The following is a 14,816-nucleotide window of genomic DNA, read 5'->3' as shown; positions in this document are numbered from 1 at the left end:
ACAGGAGATTTTCGATATGGGTTTCAAGGTTGCAGTCGTCGGCGCCACGGGCAATGTCGGCCGGGAAATGCTCAACATCCTCGAGGAACGCGGCTTTCCTGTCGACGAGATCGTCGCCCTTGCGTCGCGCCGCTCGCTCGGCACCGAAGTGTCGTTCGGCGACAAGACGCTGAAGGTCAAGGTTCTCGACACCTACGACTTCTCCGACACCGACATCTGCATCATGTCGGCCGGCGGCAACATCTCCAAGGAATGGTCGCCCAAGATCGGCAAGCAGGGCTGCGTCGTCATCGATAACTCGTCGGCCTTCCGCTATGACCAGGACGTGCCGCTGATCGTGCCTGAAGTGAACCCCGACGCGATTTCCGGCTTCACCAAGAAGAACATCATCGCCAACCCGAACTGCTCGACCGCCCAACTGGTCGTGGCGCTCAAGCCGCTGCATGACGCGGCCACCATCAAGCGCATCGTCGTTGCGACCTACCAGTCCGTTTCGGGCGCCGGCAAGGAAGGCATGGACGAGCTGTTCACCCAGACCCGCGCCGTCTTCGTCGCCGACCCGGTCGAAGCCAAGAAGTTCACCAAGCGCATCGCCTTCAACGTCATTCCCCACATCGACGTCTTCATGGATGACGGCTCGACCAAGGAAGAGTGGAAGATGGTTGCCGAGACCAAGAAGATGCTCGATCCCAAGATCAAGCTGACCGCCACCTGCGTGCGCGTGCCGGTGTTCATCGGCCACTCGGAAGCCGTCAACATCGAGTTCGACAAGCCGATCACCGCCGATGAGGCGCGCGACATCCTGCGCGAGGCGCCGGGCTGCCTGGTCATCGACAAGCGCGAGGACGGCGGCTACGCAACCCCGCTCGACTCGGCCGGCGAAGACGCGACCTACATCTCGCGCATCCGCGAGGACCAGACCATCGACAACGGCCTATCGATGTGGATCGTCTCCGACAACCTGCGCAAGGGTGCGGCTCTCAACGCCGTCCAGATCGCCGAGCTTCTGGTCGAGCGCGGCCTGATCTCGCCGAAAAAGAAGGCTGCCTGACGACATGCCCGATGTCGTGCTGCGTCCGGCCGAGGCCAAGGACGCACACGACATCGCCCGCATCCTGAGGGCTGCGCTGGCCGCCTTCGACTGGATGCCGCAGTTGCATACGCCCGATGAAGACCTGCATTTCGTCAGGAACATCCTGCTTGCCGAGCAGCACGTCACGGTCGCTACGATCGAGGACAGGATCGTCGGCTTCAGCGCCGTCAAAGACGAATGGATCGAACAGCTCTATCTCGATCCCGCCTGGACCGCTCGCGGAATTGGCGCCCGGCTTTTGAACCACGCAACGGCAGCAATGACTCACGTGAAACTTTTCTGCTTCGAGGCCAACAATGGCGCGCGCCGTTTCTACGAGCGCCACGGCTTTGTCGCCGACGCCTTCGGCGACGGCTCGTCCAACGAAGAAGGCTTGCCCGACATCCTCTACGTCCGCCACGGCATGCCGGCAGCTCGGCCCCAATCCCCTCAAGGTTGATTCCGGACATTGCTCCGGTAGACTGGGTACGTCGCAGGGAGGCAGCGGGGCTGAGGTACCGGAGGCAGGACGATAGCGCGCGATAGTCTAGCCAGCGACAGCACCCGTCAGGACGGCGTGGACCGGCCGCTGCAGATCCTGATGACAAATGCCGTGCTGACCGGCCGCAGCGGCACCGAAACGCTCGTCCGCGACACGGTCCTTGCACTGCGGCGGCGTGGCCATTCGGTAACCGCGTTTGCGCCGATCACAGGCCCTGCAGTAGCGGAAATCCGTGCCACGGGTTCGCCGGTGGCAACATCGCTGGCGGCGCTCGAAGCGCCCGACATCATTCACGGCCATCACACCGGACCAACCATCGCCGCCCTCGCGCGCTTTCCCGGGACGCCCGCAATCTTCGTCTGCCACGACTTCAGCAGCGAGATCGACGCGCCCCCCATTCATCCCAGGATCAGCCGCTATCTCCATGTGCGGGCCGCATTACGCGGCAGGCTGGTGGACGAATGCGGGATAGCTGCGTCGAAGGTAAGGTTCTGGCCGAACACCATCGACCTGCAGCGCGTCGGACCTGTTGCGCCGGCCTCCGCGAGGCTGGCGACCGCTGCAATCTTCGCCCACCCCGGGACTATTCCCTTTACCGGCATGATCGCCGAAGCCTGCCGGCGCCATGGCATTGCCTTCCGCGGCGAACTGGTCGGCAAGGCAGCGGAGGACGTGGTCAAGCGGCTGGGCGGCACGGACCTGGCATTCGCCAGCGGCCGAATGGCGCTCGAAGCCATGGCGCGGGGCTGCGCCGTGATCAATATCGACCGCTTCGGCGTCGGCGGCTTGGTGACGACGGGCAAATTCGACGGTTTTGCCGCCGTCAACTTCGCCTATGGCGCATTGTCCGACGCAGCATCGCCCGAACTGCTCGACCGCGAAATTGCCGCCTACAGGGCGGAAGATGCCATTGCGGTCACCGAACGCGTGCGGCGTGACTTCGCCAGCGAAAAGGGCGCCGAGCAGATCGAGGCGATCTACCGCGACGTGCTGGCGGAAAGGCCCTGGCCGAGGCGGGAGCCGAACGAGGACGAACGCGCCATGGCTGCGATCATCGAACGATTTCTGCAGCAGAAGCAGATCTACGACCGCAGCTTCGTCAGATTGCGCGAGGGTCTTGACCCAAGCGAGGAACTGCAGTTCCAGCTCGGCGAGCTGTCGAGCACGACAGCCGAGCTTGCGAACGAGGTCCGCCGGCTGAGGCGGGGCGGACTGCTTCGCAGGCTGGTCGACAAGCTGACCGGGCGAACCTACGACAACTGACCTGCCCAAGTTTGCGCCTCTCCATTGGGCGGCGAGGCCCGGCAGCCTCCTCGGACAAATCAACGCAATCGCCATTCATGTCGCGATTGGAGATGACACCGGCAGGCCCGGCGGCGCACTATCTTTTGGAAACAGGTATCACGCCGCATGATCGTTCGCCCGCGCACCAACCTCTTGAAGCTGTTCTTCGTCATGCGCGGCTCCGTGGTGCCGCGCATCCTGCCGCAGATCCTGGGCTTCGCGCTCTATGGCGCGGCGGTGGTTGTCGCGATCAGGCTGCTCAAGCTCGATCTCGGCAATGCCGGCGTCGCACCTTTCGCGCTGCTCGGCGTTGCCCTTTCGGTCTATCTCGGCTTCCGCAACAACGCCGCCTATGATCGCTGGTGGGAAGCCCGCAAACTGTGGGGCCAACTCGTCTTCGAGATCAGAAACCTGTCGCGTGCCGCGACCGCGATGATCTCCGACCGAAGCGAACTTAGGCCGCTTTTAATGGATTCGCTCGCCTTCTGCCATTTCCTGCGCGGTGAACTGCGCCGTGTCGACACCAGGGATGCAGCCCGCCCGTTCATCGGCGATGCCGTGGACGAAATCCACGCTTCGACCAACAAGCCCGATGCGGCGATGCGCAGGATGGGCGAGAAGATCGGCGCACTCAAGCGCGCCAACGTGCTGGAGGCGATGGACTATCGCATCCTCGACGAGCGGCTGGCAGCGATCTCTGCCTTGCAGGCAGGTTGCGAGCGCATCATGGGAACGCCCCTGCCCTTCGCCTACACGCTGTTGTTGCAGCGCACCGCCTACATCTTCTGCCTGCTGCTGCCCTTCGGGCTAGCGGGTTCGGCCGGCTGGGCGACGCCGCTGTTTACGGCGCTGATCGCCTACACCTTCTTCGGCCTTGATGCGCTGTCGGAAGAGCTCGAAGACCCTTTCGGCATGGAGGCCAACGACCTCGCCCTCGACGGCCTGTGCCGGGTCTGCGAGATCTCGGTGTTCGAGGCGCTGGGCGAAACGCCGCCGCCAATGCTGCCGGCGGAGAACTTCTACTATTCCTGAGGTCGCCCGGCCCGGGCACCGGTCGCGCTCGAATCGATGCCCTCCCAATAGTCCATCGTCGCCAATTTGCTGTAGCCTTCGCCGGTCAGGCGGACGCTGACCCTGCCGGATTCAGGATAGACGATGACATCGTTTGGATTGCGCTCGCCGATGATCAGGTACCGGCATGGCGCCTCGGTGTGGTTGAACAGCGAATGGCCGACCTTCTGGCCGGCTGGAAAGCAGACATAGTCGCCGGCCTTCATGACATAGCTGCGCGCACCCAGCTTCAGTGTCAGCGCGCCTTCAAGGATGTAGGCGTGCTCCTCCTCGAGCATGTGATAGTGCGACGGGTTCGTCTCCTTGCCCGGCGCGAGTTCCTCCAACGCAACGCCGACATGGTCGCCGCCGCCAAAGCTGGACAGGTGGCGGAAGCTCGAGCCAAAACGCTCGCCATGCGAAAAGGCTTCGAGCGGCGCCGCTTCGGCGGCAAAGGGCTCGGAAACGCCGTCAGCGTTGAGTGCGGACATCTTCTCGGGCATGGCATTTCCTCCGGCAACCTTGCTGCAGCTTAGGTGGCGCGGTCATCCGGTTCGGTCAAGCAGTCGCCCTAAGCACCTGAACCTTGTTGCCACGATAGCTCGCGATGATGTCGGCCGCGCCCGCCCCGTCGACCGGCGGACTGAACAGGAATCCCTGGATCTCGCCGCAGCGCTCCCGCCTGAGCAGTTCGAGCTGGGCGCCGGTCTCGACGCCTTCGGCCGTCGTGTCGATGCCGAGATTGGCGCCAAGGCCGATGATGGCCCGCACGATGGCCATCGATTCACGGCTCGAGCCGATATCGCGGACGAAGGAACGGTCGATCTTTAACCGGCTGAATGGAAAGCAACGGAGATAGCTCATCGATGAATATCCGGTGCCGAAATCATCCAGCGCGATGCGCACGCCGATCTGCTTGAGCTGCTGCAGGACGGCGAGATTGGCGCCTGTGTCGGCCAGAAGAACGGATTCGGTGATCTCGATTTCCAGCCGCGACGGGTCGAGCCGCGACCGCGCAATCGCCTGGCCGATGGTCTGCGCGAATTGCCCCTGCCGGAACTGCACGGCCGACGCGTTGACGGCGATGACGAGGTCGTCCGGCCAGGTGGCGGCACGCCGGCAGGCCTCGTCGAGCACCCAACGCCCGATCGCCTCGATCATGCCGGTCTCTTCGGCGAGTGGAATGAATTCCGCCGGCGAGACCATGCCGCGCTTGGGATTGCGCCAACGCACAAGCGCTTCGAAGCCACGCAGCGCACCAGTCTTCACCGAGATGATCGGCTGGTAGTGCAGCTCGAGTTCGCGATCGAGATCGGCGCAGCGAAGCTCCAGTTCGAGCTCGCGGCGGTCACGCATCTCGGCGTCCATCTCCGGTTCAAAGAAGTGGAACGCGCCCTTGCCGTCCCGCTTCGAGCGGTAGAGCGCCAGATCGGCGCATTTGAGCAGCGTACCGGCTTCTCGTGCATCGGACGGCGCGATCGCGGCGCCGAGGCTGGCGCCAATCGACAGCTTATGCCCCTCATAGGCGTGCGGCTCGCTGATCGCCTGGATGATGCGTTTGGCCAGCGTTTCGACATCGGCGCGGCTGAGCGCGCCGCGCAGCAGGATGGCGAACTCGTCGCCGCCGAGCCGGGCAACGAGATCGCTGCGGCGCAGAAGCTTGCGGATGCGGGCAGCCGTCTCGACCAGCAGGGAATCGCCGGCGGCATGGCCGAGTGTGTCGTTGACCGCCTTGAAGTCGTCGAGGTCGAGGAGAAGCAGCGCGAAGGGTTGGTGGCCTGCAACTGCCGCGCCCACCGCCTCTTCGATCTCCTTCGAGAAGGTGGTGCGATTGCCGACGCCGGTCAGCGGATCGTGGTGGGCGAGGAAGGAAATACGGTCTTCGGCACGCTTGCGCTCGGTGATGTCGACGATTGTCGACAGCGTCGCGGGTGCGGTGCCGACCTGGATGTTCCTGGCATATTCGATGACATCGAGTTCGCTGCCCGCCGCCGTGCGGTGGCGAACGAACCGTTCGCCGGGCGCCGGCAAGCCGGCAACACCAGGCTCAAGATCGGCGATGCCAAGCGCCAGGAACTCGCCGCGGCCACGGCCATAGAGATTGAGCGCGGCGGTGTTGACGTTCAGGAACGCGCCGCCATCGGCCTGCCGCACATACATCGGCACCGGGTTGTCGTCGAACAGCGAACGGAACAGCGTTTCCCGGTTCCGGATCTCGCGTATGTCGGTCAGGGTCACAGCCAGAAGGCCATCGGTCTCGGCGACCCCGACCTGCAACGAAACGGTTTCCCCGCCAAGCTGGTACTCCAGCTCGAGCGACGGCGCAGCCACGCCATGCGCGCGGGCAACGCCGCGTTCGTCGAGCAGACGTGCCAGGCCACAGGCGGCGTTTGCCTGCGACAGCAGCCTGAAACGCATGTCTTCGGCAGAAACGCCGAGAAGGCGCGCCGCCGCATTGTTGATGCTGAGGATCTGGTAGTCCCGCGCCTCGCCGCCGGCGGATTCGAGCGCGCTGAGCGCCAGGATGCCTTCGTCAGTCGAGTTGATGAGCAACCGGGCTAGGTCGATCTGGTTCTTGCGCGGCCGTGCGAAGACCAGAAAATACTCGCCAGACCAACGGCATGAAAGCGGCAGCGCCAGTACCTCAACGGTGGAGACCATGCCATCGACGATCGAGCGGCACAACGCCAGCCGCGGACGTGCCGCAGTGCGGGCAAGTTCGATCGCGCTCGATATCGCCCGCTGGAAGGCGAATGGCAGCACTGACAGCACCGCTGCGGGCTCGCTCAATGCTGCAATCGAGCTGAACCGGGGGCCGGCACGCAGGATGAAGCTGTCCGTGCCGGGCTGGAGCCGGACCACCGCCATCTCGTCGGCAAAGCGGCCGACGCTACCGAGCGCCAGCTCTTCATAGGGCGGCAAGGCGCCGTCGATGCAGGCTGCCTGCCAGCGCCGCAAGACCAGTCCGACATCGTCGAACTCGGTGTCGATGTCAGGGTCGGCAGTGCACCTCGCAGTCGGATGCTCCACCGCCTCACCCTGCATTTCCGGCGGGAGCAGTTGCGCCCTGTCCCTAGCTTGAATTGCCAAAAGCATTCGGCTCACCTGTCAGCCTGCGTCCGTCCGGACCTGGAAGCCAGGTCACGGCATGCCGCGTCGATTGTCGGAATGCCGAAACCCCGCTCGGCCGACAGCACGGCCTCATGCCTGCGCGGCGTGCCGCGCGCTGTCGGGGGCAAGCTATCCGCCGCCGCCTTACCGCCTGCTTAAGCCGAATGTCACATAAGTGTCATGTACTTAGGGAGCGGCAGCGGTGGCGCGGGCGGGGCCAGATCCATGTCGCCGAAACGGCTGAAACACGTCCCTAAAAGCAAAACGGCGGACCTTTCGGCCCGCCGTCGCTTGTTTCGCCGATGGGGCGAAAAATTACTCGGCCGACGCTTCGGCCGGGGCAGCAGCTGCAGCGGCGATAGCCGCAGCGGCGTCGTCCTGGGCCTTCTTCAGGGCAGCCAGACGCTCCTGGGCCTTCTTGCCCGGCTCACCCTTGGTCGGGTTCGAACGGGCGTCGCGCTTCACGATGCCTGCCTCGTCGAGGAAGCGGGCAACGCGGTCGGTCGCCGTGGCGCCGTTCGACAGCCAATGCTTGGCGCGGTCGGCGTCGAGCTTCACGCGGTCGCCGTCCTTGGGCAGCAGCGGGTTCCAGGCGCCGATTGCCTCAATGAAGCGGCCGTCGCGCGGGCTGCGGGCGTCGGCGATGACGATGTGGTAGTAGGGGCGCTTTTTCGAGCCGGCACGGGCCAGGCGGATCTTAAGGGACATTGTCTTACTCCTGAATAGTTCTGTCTTGGGTTGGGTATGTTCTGCTTGTTCCGCCGTCAGGCGGAGGTAGTCCTGTCTGCGCCGCCATTTCGCTCGGCGGCCAGCATTTCGTGGTGACGGATCACCTCACGGATGATGAAGTTAAGGAACTTCTCCGCGAAATCGGGGTCGAGATGCGCGTCGTCGGCCAAGCGGCGCAGGCGCGCGATCTGGGTAGCCTCGCGCGCCGGATCGGCCGGCGGCAGGCCGTGAGTGGCCTTGAGCACACCGACTGCCTTGGTGCAGCGGAAACGCTCGGCCAGCATGTGGATCAAGGCTGCGTCGATGTTGTCGATCGAAGCGCGCAGTTCCTGAAGCTGTGCCTGCGGGGTGATGTCGGTCATCGCGCTCCTCACTTCTTCTTGCCAAGGCCGGGCAGGCCGCCACCGAGACCGGGAAGCTTCATGCCACCGGGCAGGCCGGGGAAACCGCCGCCCATACCGGGCATGCCACCGGGAAGGCCCTTGAGACCGCCGCCGAGACCGGCGGCTTCAGCCTGCTTCTGCAACGCTTCGAGCTGCTTGGGGTCCATCTTGGACAGGTCGGGCATGCCGCCGCCGGGCATCATCCCGCCGAGGCCCATCTTGGAGGCCAGACCACCCATCATGCCGCGCATGAGACCGCCGCCTTTGCCCTTGCCGCCCATGGCCTTCATCATGTCGGCCATCTGGCGATGCATCTTGAGCAGCTTGTTGATCTCTGCGGCGTCGGTGCCCGAACCGGCCGCAATGCGCTTCTTGCGCGAATGCTTGAGGACGTCGGGGTTGGCGCGCTCGGCCTTGGTCATCGACGAGATGATGGCGAGCTGGCGCCCGAACATCTTGTCGTCCAGGCCGGCGGCAGCCATCTGATCCTTCATCTTGCCCATGCCCGGCATCATTCCCATGATGCCCCCCATGCCACCCATCTTCTGCATCTGGCCAAGCTGGTCGGCGAGGTCGTTCAGGTCGAACTTGCCCGACTGCATCTTCTTGGCCATCGCCGCGGCCTTTTCCGCGTCGATGTTTTCGGCGGCCTTCTCGACCAGCGAAACGATGTCGCCCATGCCGAGGATGCGGTCGGCGATACGCTTGGGATAGAACTCTTCCAGCGCATCCATCTTTTCGCCGACGCCGATCAGCTTGATCGGCTTGCCGGTGACGGCGCGCATGGAAAGTGCCGCACCGCCGCGGCCGTCGCCGTCCATGCGGGTCAGCACCAGACCGGTGATGCCGACGCGGTCGTCGAAATTCTTGGCAAGGTTGACCGCGTCCTGACCGGTCAGCGAGTCGGCGACGAGCAGGATTTCGTGCGGGTCGGACACCTTTCGGATGTCGGCCATCTCGACCATCAGCGGCTCGTCGATATGGGTACGGCCGGCGGTGTCGAGGATGACGACGTCATGGCCGCCGAGCTTGGCCGCCTGGACGGCGCGCTTGGCGATGTCGACCGGCGACTGGCCGGCGATGACGGGGAGGGTGGCGACCTTGGTCTGCTCGCCGAGCTGCCGCAGCTGCTCTTGTGCGGCCGGACGGCGCGTGTCGAGCGAGGCCATCAGGACCTTCTTGCCCTGGCGTTCGGTGAGACGCTTGGCGATCTTGGCCGAGGTGGTGGTCTTGCCTGAACCCTGCAGGCCGACCATCATGATGACGACCGGCGCGGGTGCATTGAGATCGATGGCGACGCCTTCGGAGCCGAGCATCTCGACAAGCTCGTCATGGACGATCTTGACGACCATCTGCCCGGGCTTGATCGACTTCAGGACGGCGGCACCGACAGCCTTCTCGCGCACCCGGTCGGTAAAGCCGCGGACGACTTCCAGTGCAACGTCGGCTTCGAGCAAGGCAAGGCGAACCTCGCGCAGGGCTGCCGAGACATCGGCCTCCGACAGTGCGCCACGGCCAGTAAGGCCGTTCAGGATCGATCCAAGCCGCTCTTGCAGCGATTCAAACATTCGACTTCCCTTCTCTCAGCCAACCGGTGTCGAACCGAGAGGTAATGCCTCTGCGCGCCTGAACCAAACCAAAAAGCACCCGGGGGCGCACTGCGCTGCCGGGTGTTGGCCTCCGGGATCGTATTGTAGCCGCAAGGGCGTCCCGGTCGGCCGCTCGGAGTGGAACTCGTCGCGGAATTTGTCGGCTGTAGACAGGAAAAAGTCCGGCGAGTCAAGGCAAAGGCCTGAGAACGGCGATTGCCGGGAGATTCCGGCACGAAAATCAGTGGCTGTTAATACTTCCCTGCTGTTATATGCGCCATCCGGGGGGATACATGTACTATTTCAGAGTCTTCTACCACCATGTGTGATCACCGGGTTGGTCCGCATAAAGTAATGGACGGTGGTGATTTCATGACCCCGACCGCAGATGCCTCGCCGCTCGCCGGCTTTGCCGAGAATATCGAATTCGCGCTGGTGGTCATCGATGCCAGCCGCAACATTTCCTTCGTCAACAAGTCGGCCGAGCGCATGTTCGGCTACGACAGGGCGGAGCTCGTCGGCGAAACCCTCGACCTGATCATTCCCGCAAGGCTGCGCGGCGCCCATAATGCCGGCATCGCGCGCGTCGCCTCGGGCACCCCATCCAAGCTGAGCGGCAAGACCGTCGAAGTCTCGGCATTGCGGCGCGACGGCAGCGAGTTTCCCATCGAACTGTCGCTTTCGGTCTGGCAGGGCCCCAACGGCGTTTCCATGGGCGGCATCATCCGCGACATCTCCGAACGCAGGCAGCGCGACATGCGGCTGCATCGGCTGGCGCATCAGGACACGCTGACCGGCCTGCCCAACCGCTTCCAATTCGACATGCATCTCGAGGATGCACTTTCGAAAGGCGAGGCGACAGGGCTTCTGCTTGTCGACCTCGACGGCTTCAAGAAGGTCAACGACACGCTCGGCCACGCCACCGGCGACACGCTGCTCCAGGCGCTGGCCGTGCGTCTGCCCGCAGCACTTGACGGCAATGCCATGGTGGCCAGGCTCGGCAGCGACGAATTTGCGGTGCTGCTGCGCGGCATCGACAAGCCTGCGACGGTTGCAGCTGCCGCAAACAGCCTGCTGCATTCCTTCGAACAGCCTTTCGAGATCGGCGACCATTTGCTCAAGCTCGGTGTCAGCATCGGCGGCGCAGTTGCACCCCGCGATGGTGGCGACCCAGAGGAACTGATGGCCAGCGCCGACCTGGCGCTTTACCGCGCACGCCAGCAGGGCAGCAGCTATCGTATATTCGAACCGGGCATGCGCAATGCTGTGGCGGTCCGGCGTGCGCTGCAGGACGAACTGCTACGCGCCATCGGCGCTCGGGAATTCGTCCTGCAATACCAGCCGCAGGTCTGTCTGGAGAGTGGCAAGGTGCTGGGCGCCGAGGCGCTGCTGCGGTGGAAGCATCCGTCGCGCGGGCTGCTTGCACCCGCCGACTTCCTCGCCGTGCTCGAAACGCATTCCGGCGCGCTGACGGTGGGCAACTGGATCCTCGATGAAGCGTGCCGGCAGTCGGCCGCGTGGCGGGCTTCAGGCTTTGCCCCCATCACCATGGCCGTCAATCTGTTTGCCGTGCAGGTCAATGCCGGCACCCTCGCCGAAACCGTGACGTCTACGCTGTCGCGTCATGGCCTGCCCGCCAACGCGCTGGAACTGGAAGTCACCGAAACCATCGCACTCGACTATGAGGAGCGCACGCTGGCGCCGTTTCGCAAACTCGGCAAGGCAGGCGTCGGCCTCGCCTTCGACGATTTCGGCACTGGACACGCAGCCCTCAGCACAATCAAGCGCTTTCCCCTTACAGCGCTCAAGGTCGACCGCAGTTTCATCCGCGACATGCTGCGCGACCCGCAGGACGCCGCGATCGTGCGCGCGGTGCTCGGCATGGCTCGGGACATGGGACTGTCGGTCGTCGCCGAGGGCATTGAGACGCGGGCACAGGAGGCGGCACTTTACGCCATGGGCTGCCGCGTCGGCCAAGGCTATCTCTACTCCAAGGCACTGCCGGCGGCAGAGTTCGAGCAGTTGTTGAAGCGGGCCGAACATGTTTCCGACAAGGCGCCGGCAATACGGTTCTAGCTACGGCCGCCAGGCGACTTGCCCAGCGGCCGACCTTGAGGATTTAGGGCTAACGGACCACGTAGACCACGCGCCGCGTCGACGGTTCGACCAACACCGGCTGGCCGTTCACATAGACATAGCGATACTCGTAGTCGGGGATTTCCGTCAGTTCTACGGTGTCAGGCAGCCCCGCGCCGACGACGACTTCGCCGTCGAGATACACGGGCTCGATCCGGTGATCGGTCACATAGGTGCGCACCGCGCCGGGCGGCTCGATGGCCGGCATGGCTTCGCCGGCGACGATCGCGCCCGTCGTGCCGTCGATGACGACGTCACCGGCACCACCGGCGGCCGGCGGATCAACGACCACCACGCCAGAATCGGCCGGGCGCGCCGAAAGCACGATCTCCTGGCCGCCAAAATCGCCGACGAGATAATCCGAATAGACCCAGCCATCGCCGCCGGAATCGGCGACGCTGCACCATTTGCTGCTTTCGAGGCAGCCGCGCAGAGTGGTGGCCTGTCCTGCGCCGATGACCCCGATGACCGGATATTGTGGCCCCGGACCGGCGCGGACGTTGAGATCTGTCGCCGCCTGCACGGCAACGTCGGCAAAGGACGGGCCTGACATGGCAAGAAGCGCGCCCGCGACGGCGGGCAACAACAGTTTGGTTTTCATCTTTTCGCTCCGTTTTCTTGGTCCCTCAAGGGGCGAGAACGGTGCGGGCAGCTATCAGTTCCTGATTAAATGGCCTGGAACGCTCACGAATTGTCGCAGACTGACGCTTACGAAGACTGTCGTCAGTGGACCGCCAACTGAGAAACGACATCTCGCGCTACCGCTTCGCCTGATAGCCGGGCACCGCCGCAGGTCTGGATCAGCGGGCCGGCAAGATGCTCGCCGGCAAAGAAGATGCGCTCGTGAAGCGGCTGCATCAGTATCGACCGCGCCTTGGAACGGCCGGGTCGGGCCGCGGCATAGGCACCCCTGACGTAGCGTTCGGCGCCCCAATTGGTCATCATCGCGCGGCCGACATGCTTGCGCGTGTCGTTGCCGAAGATCTCGCACAGCCTGTCGGTGGCGAAATCGACGCCTGCCGCCTCGCCAGCGGCCGACAGCTCCCAGGCGAAATCGCCGCCGACGAAGCCGACCATCAGGTCGAGATCGAAGGGAAAGCTGAGAAAATAGATGTCGTGGCGCGCGGCGCGTTCCACGAGCAGGTCGTCGAAAGGCTTGAGCCCGAGCCGGCTGCCCCTGATTTCGACCGGCAGCTTGGTCAGCATGCCCATCGGCAGGTCGAAAAGGGCCGTCACGTAGTTTTCCGGCAACGCAGGCGAAAAGGCGATCTCCTCGAAGGCCAGCACCGCCGGCGAGGCCGTCACGATCACCGCGTTGGCACGCAGCACACCGCGATCGGTGTGGCAGCTGACGCCAGCCCCATCCCAGTCGATCCGGCGCACCGGCGTGGCAAGCTCGACCGGCACGTCGGCGCCGAAACGGGCAACGAGCGTGCCAAAACCCTCCCTTGTGAAAAAGTTGGGATCGAGATCGGCGGCGTTCCTGAAGTCGGCAATCGAGATCTCGTCTTCATCAGCGCCGAAATCCATCGGCCCGCAGAAGGTGGCCGCCGCGCGCGACGAGCGTCCCTTGGCCAGCAGCGCGCCAAGCCGGTCATCGGCGTTGTTGTGGCCTTCGAGAAGAACGGTCATGGCGGCATCGGCCGCTTTGACCGCCGCCTCCTCCGCTTCACTCGCCTTGCGGTTGCGATAATAGAGGTGGTCGACGTTCATGTCGTGATGATGCATCGTCCAGCCGGAGGCCTGCGCTTCAGGGAAATAGGGGTTGCGGTCGGCAGCATGAAGCCAGGCGCAGCCGATGTCGAAGGGCACACCGAAGTGTCTATTGCTGGTCCAGGCGCGTCCGCCTATGCGATCCATGGCTTCCAGCACTTTGAAGCTAAGCCCTGCCCGGCGCAGCACTTTTGCCGCCGACAGGCCCGCGGACCCGGCACCGACGATCACAACATCGACATCTTCCATGGTTTTTCCCCGCTCTCGCCATATTCATTGCTTGATCGTATGCGAGTTTTTTGCCACCTGCCATTGTAGGCAGACGGGGACGTAAACGCCTTCTTAACGATGACAAGAGAGCGTGGGGCTGGCAACATCCCTCCCAGGGGCATTGATTCAGGCATCAGGAGAACGGCATGGCATTATTTGCCAAGGTGAAGACTTTTGCTGCAGCCTCCGCCATGCTGGCGGCTATGGCTGGCGGCGCATATGCGGCGGAGTGCGGCAACAACGCGGGTGGCTTCGAAGCATGGAAGGCAGCCTTTGCCGACCAGGCGGCGGCGAACGGCATCAAGGGTAACGCGCTCAGCGCCCTTGCCAAGACGACCTACGCCACCAAGACCATTTACGCCGATCGCAACCAGAAGAGCTTCAAGCTCTCGCTCGACCAGTTCATGGCCAAGCGCGGCGGCAAGGCGATTGCCTCCAAGGGCAAGACCATCAAGAAGCAGAACGCGGCGCTGTTCCAGAGCATCGAAGCCCGCTATGGCGTTCCGGCCGGCCCGCTGATCGCGATCTGGGGCATGGAAACCGGCTTCGGCGGCTTCCTGGGCAACCAGCACACGCTTTCGGCCGTCGCCACCCTGGCCTATGACTGCCGCCGTTCGGAATATTTCACCGACCAGCTCTACGCGGCGCTCAAGCTCGTCCAGAACGGCACACTGGCGCCCAACGCTATCGGCGCTGCCCATGGCGAAATCGGCCAGACGCAGTTCCTGCCGGTCAACGTACTGAAATACGGCGCCGACGGCGACGGCAACGGCAAGATCGACATGGTCCGCTCCAAGGCCGACGCGCTTGCCTCGACCGCCAACTTCCTGCGCGGCCACGGCTGGAGCGCCGGCGGCGGCTATCAGCCCGGCCAGGCCAATTTCGGCGCGCTGCAGGGCTGGAACGCAGCCAGCGTCTACCAGCAGGCGATCGCCATCATCGGCGCGGAAATCGACGGCAACTGAACGCGCGTTGAC

The 14,816-nt window shown here is 64.2% G+C and carries 13 protein-coding genes; 6 read left to right on the top strand and 7 right to left on the bottom strand.

Translation table 11 applies throughout. The features are described 5' to 3' along the window. Positions 1-16 precede the first annotated feature (16 nt). The 4 genes from DY201_RS03855 (at position 17) to DY201_RS03840 (ending at position 3,890) form a co-directional block, all read left to right on the top strand. Complete coding sequence (locus tag DY201_RS03855; protein WP_115730062.1) at positions 17-1,051, top strand: aspartate-semialdehyde dehydrogenase; 1,035 nt, start codon at positions 17-19, stop codon at positions 1,049-1,051. 4 nt (positions 1,052-1,055) lie between these two features. Next, the gene (locus DY201_RS03850; protein ID WP_115730061.1) at positions 1,056-1,532 is read left to right on the top strand and encodes a GNAT family N-acetyltransferase; all 477 of its coding nucleotides are present in this window, start codon (positions 1,056-1,058) and stop codon (positions 1,530-1,532) included. Positions 1,533-1,673: 141 nt separating this feature from the next. Next, positions 1,674-2,837 (top strand): glycosyltransferase, encoded by a 1,164-nt coding sequence (locus DY201_RS03845; protein WP_131922464.1) that lies wholly within the window; start codon positions 1,674-1,676, stop codon positions 2,835-2,837. A gap of 147 nt (positions 2,838-2,984) precedes the next feature. Next, on the top strand, positions 2,985-3,890 hold the full coding sequence (locus DY201_RS03840) for a bestrophin family protein (RefSeq protein ID WP_115730059.1): 906 nt from the start codon (positions 2,985-2,987) through the stop codon (positions 3,888-3,890). Here the strand turns inward: DY201_RS03840 and DY201_RS03835 are convergent. The 5 genes from DY201_RS03835 to ffh all read right to left on the bottom strand — a co-directional run bounded on the left by DY201_RS03835 (position 3,881) and on the right by ffh (position 9,699). Then, positions 3,881-4,411: a cupin domain-containing protein gene (locus DY201_RS03835; RefSeq protein ID WP_115730058.1), complete on the bottom strand. Its 531-nt coding sequence runs from the start codon at positions 4,409-4,411 to the stop codon at positions 3,881-3,883. The two genes, DY201_RS03840 and DY201_RS03835, sit on opposite strands and share 10 nt — an antisense overlap. Before the next feature lie 55 nt (positions 4,412-4,466). Then, positions 4,467-7,004, bottom strand: coding sequence for a putative bifunctional diguanylate cyclase/phosphodiesterase (locus tag DY201_RS03830; RefSeq protein ID WP_115730057.1), 2,538 nt, complete (start codon positions 7,002-7,004; stop codon positions 4,467-4,469). A gap of 330 nt (positions 7,005-7,334) precedes the next feature. Then, positions 7,335-7,727, bottom strand: a complete 393-nt coding sequence (gene rpsP / locus DY201_RS03825; protein ID WP_115730056.1) for a 30S ribosomal protein S16 — start codon at positions 7,725-7,727, stop codon at positions 7,335-7,337. Between the two features lie 56 nt (positions 7,728-7,783). Then, positions 7,784-8,110 carry a chorismate mutase gene (locus DY201_RS03820; RefSeq protein ID WP_115730055.1) on the bottom strand — a complete coding sequence of 109 codons (327 nt, stop codon included), beginning with the start codon at positions 8,108-8,110 and terminating at the stop codon, positions 7,784-7,786. Positions 8,111-8,118: 8 nt separating this feature from the next. Next, the gene (gene ffh, locus DY201_RS03815) at positions 8,119-9,699 is read right to left on the bottom strand and encodes a signal recognition particle protein (RefSeq protein WP_115730054.1); all 1,581 of its coding nucleotides are present in this window, start codon (positions 9,697-9,699) and stop codon (positions 8,119-8,121) included. Positions 9,700-10,092: 393 nt separating this feature from the next. On the opposite strand from ffh, the gene DY201_RS03810 reads away from it, so the two are divergent. Next, positions 10,093-11,796, top strand: coding sequence for a putative bifunctional diguanylate cyclase/phosphodiesterase (locus DY201_RS03810; RefSeq protein WP_115733572.1), 1,704 nt, complete (start codon positions 10,093-10,095; stop codon positions 11,794-11,796). A gap of 49 nt (positions 11,797-11,845) precedes the next feature. On the opposite strand, the gene DY201_RS03805 is transcribed toward DY201_RS03810, so the two are convergent. Next, entirely contained in the window at positions 11,846-12,457 is a 612-nt protein-coding gene (locus DY201_RS03805) for a DUF1236 domain-containing protein (protein WP_115730053.1), read from the bottom strand. 122 nt (positions 12,458-12,579) lie between these two features. Beyond that, positions 12,580-13,818, bottom strand: coding sequence for a flavin monoamine oxidase family protein (locus DY201_RS03800; RefSeq protein ID WP_115730052.1), 1,239 nt, complete (start codon positions 13,816-13,818; stop codon positions 12,580-12,582). Between the two features lie 167 nt (positions 13,819-13,985). Here DY201_RS03800 and DY201_RS03795 point away from each other — a divergent pair, with 167 nt between their 5' ends. Further along, a complete protein-coding gene (locus DY201_RS03795; protein ID WP_115730051.1) occupies positions 13,986-14,804 on the top strand; it encodes a lytic murein transglycosylase in 819 nt (272 codons plus the stop codon). Positions 14,805-14,816: the final 12 nt, after the last annotated feature.

The organism is Aminobacter aminovorans (assembly GCF_900445235.1).
In the GTDB taxonomy this organism is placed as follows: Bacteria; Pseudomonadota; Alphaproteobacteria; order Rhizobiales; family Rhizobiaceae; genus Aminobacter; species Aminobacter aminovorans.
Note: the sequence above shows the minus strand (reverse complement) of the source record. Positions and strands in the feature narration are given on the sequence as shown.

Excerpts from the sequence above, each read along its gene's own strand:
- DY201_RS03855 (WP_115730062.1), top strand. The coding sequence starts at position 17 with ATGGGTTTCAAGGTTGCAGTCGTCGGCGCCACGGGCAATGTCGGCCGG.
- DY201_RS03850 (WP_115730061.1), top strand. The coding sequence starts at position 1,056 with ATGCCCGATGTCGTGCTGCGTCCGGCCGAGGCCAAGGACGCACACGAC.
- DY201_RS03845 (WP_131922464.1), top strand. The coding sequence starts at position 1,674 with ATGACAAATGCCGTGCTGACCGGCCGCAGCGGCACCGAAACGCTCGTC.
- DY201_RS03840 (WP_115730059.1), top strand. The coding sequence starts at position 2,985 with ATGATCGTTCGCCCGCGCACCAACCTCTTGAAGCTGTTCTTCGTCATG.
- DY201_RS03835 (WP_115730058.1), bottom strand. The coding sequence starts at position 4,411 with ATGCCCGAGAAGATGTCCGCACTCAACGCTGACGGCGTTTCCGAGCCC.
- DY201_RS03830 (WP_115730057.1), bottom strand. The coding sequence starts at position 7,004 with ATGCTTTTGGCAATTCAAGCTAGGGACAGGGCGCAACTGCTCCCGCCG.
- rpsP (WP_115730056.1), bottom strand. The coding sequence starts at position 7,727 with ATGTCCCTTAAGATCCGCCTGGCCCGTGCCGGCTCGAAAAAGCGCCCC.
- DY201_RS03820 (WP_115730055.1), bottom strand. The coding sequence starts at position 8,110 with ATGACCGACATCACCCCGCAGGCACAGCTTCAGGAACTGCGCGCTTCG.
- ffh (WP_115730054.1), bottom strand. The coding sequence starts at position 9,699 with ATGTTTGAATCGCTGCAAGAGCGGCTTGGATCGATCCTGAACGGCCTT.
- DY201_RS03810 (WP_115733572.1), top strand. The coding sequence starts at position 10,093 with ATGACCCCGACCGCAGATGCCTCGCCGCTCGCCGGCTTTGCCGAGAAT.
- DY201_RS03805 (WP_115730053.1), bottom strand. The coding sequence starts at position 12,457 with ATGAAAACCAAACTGTTGTTGCCCGCCGTCGCGGGCGCGCTTCTTGCC.
- DY201_RS03800 (WP_115730052.1), bottom strand. The coding sequence starts at position 13,818 with ATGGAAGATGTCGATGTTGTGATCGTCGGTGCCGGGTCCGCGGGCCTG.
- DY201_RS03795 (WP_115730051.1), top strand. The coding sequence starts at position 13,986 with ATGGCATTATTTGCCAAGGTGAAGACTTTTGCTGCAGCCTCCGCCATG.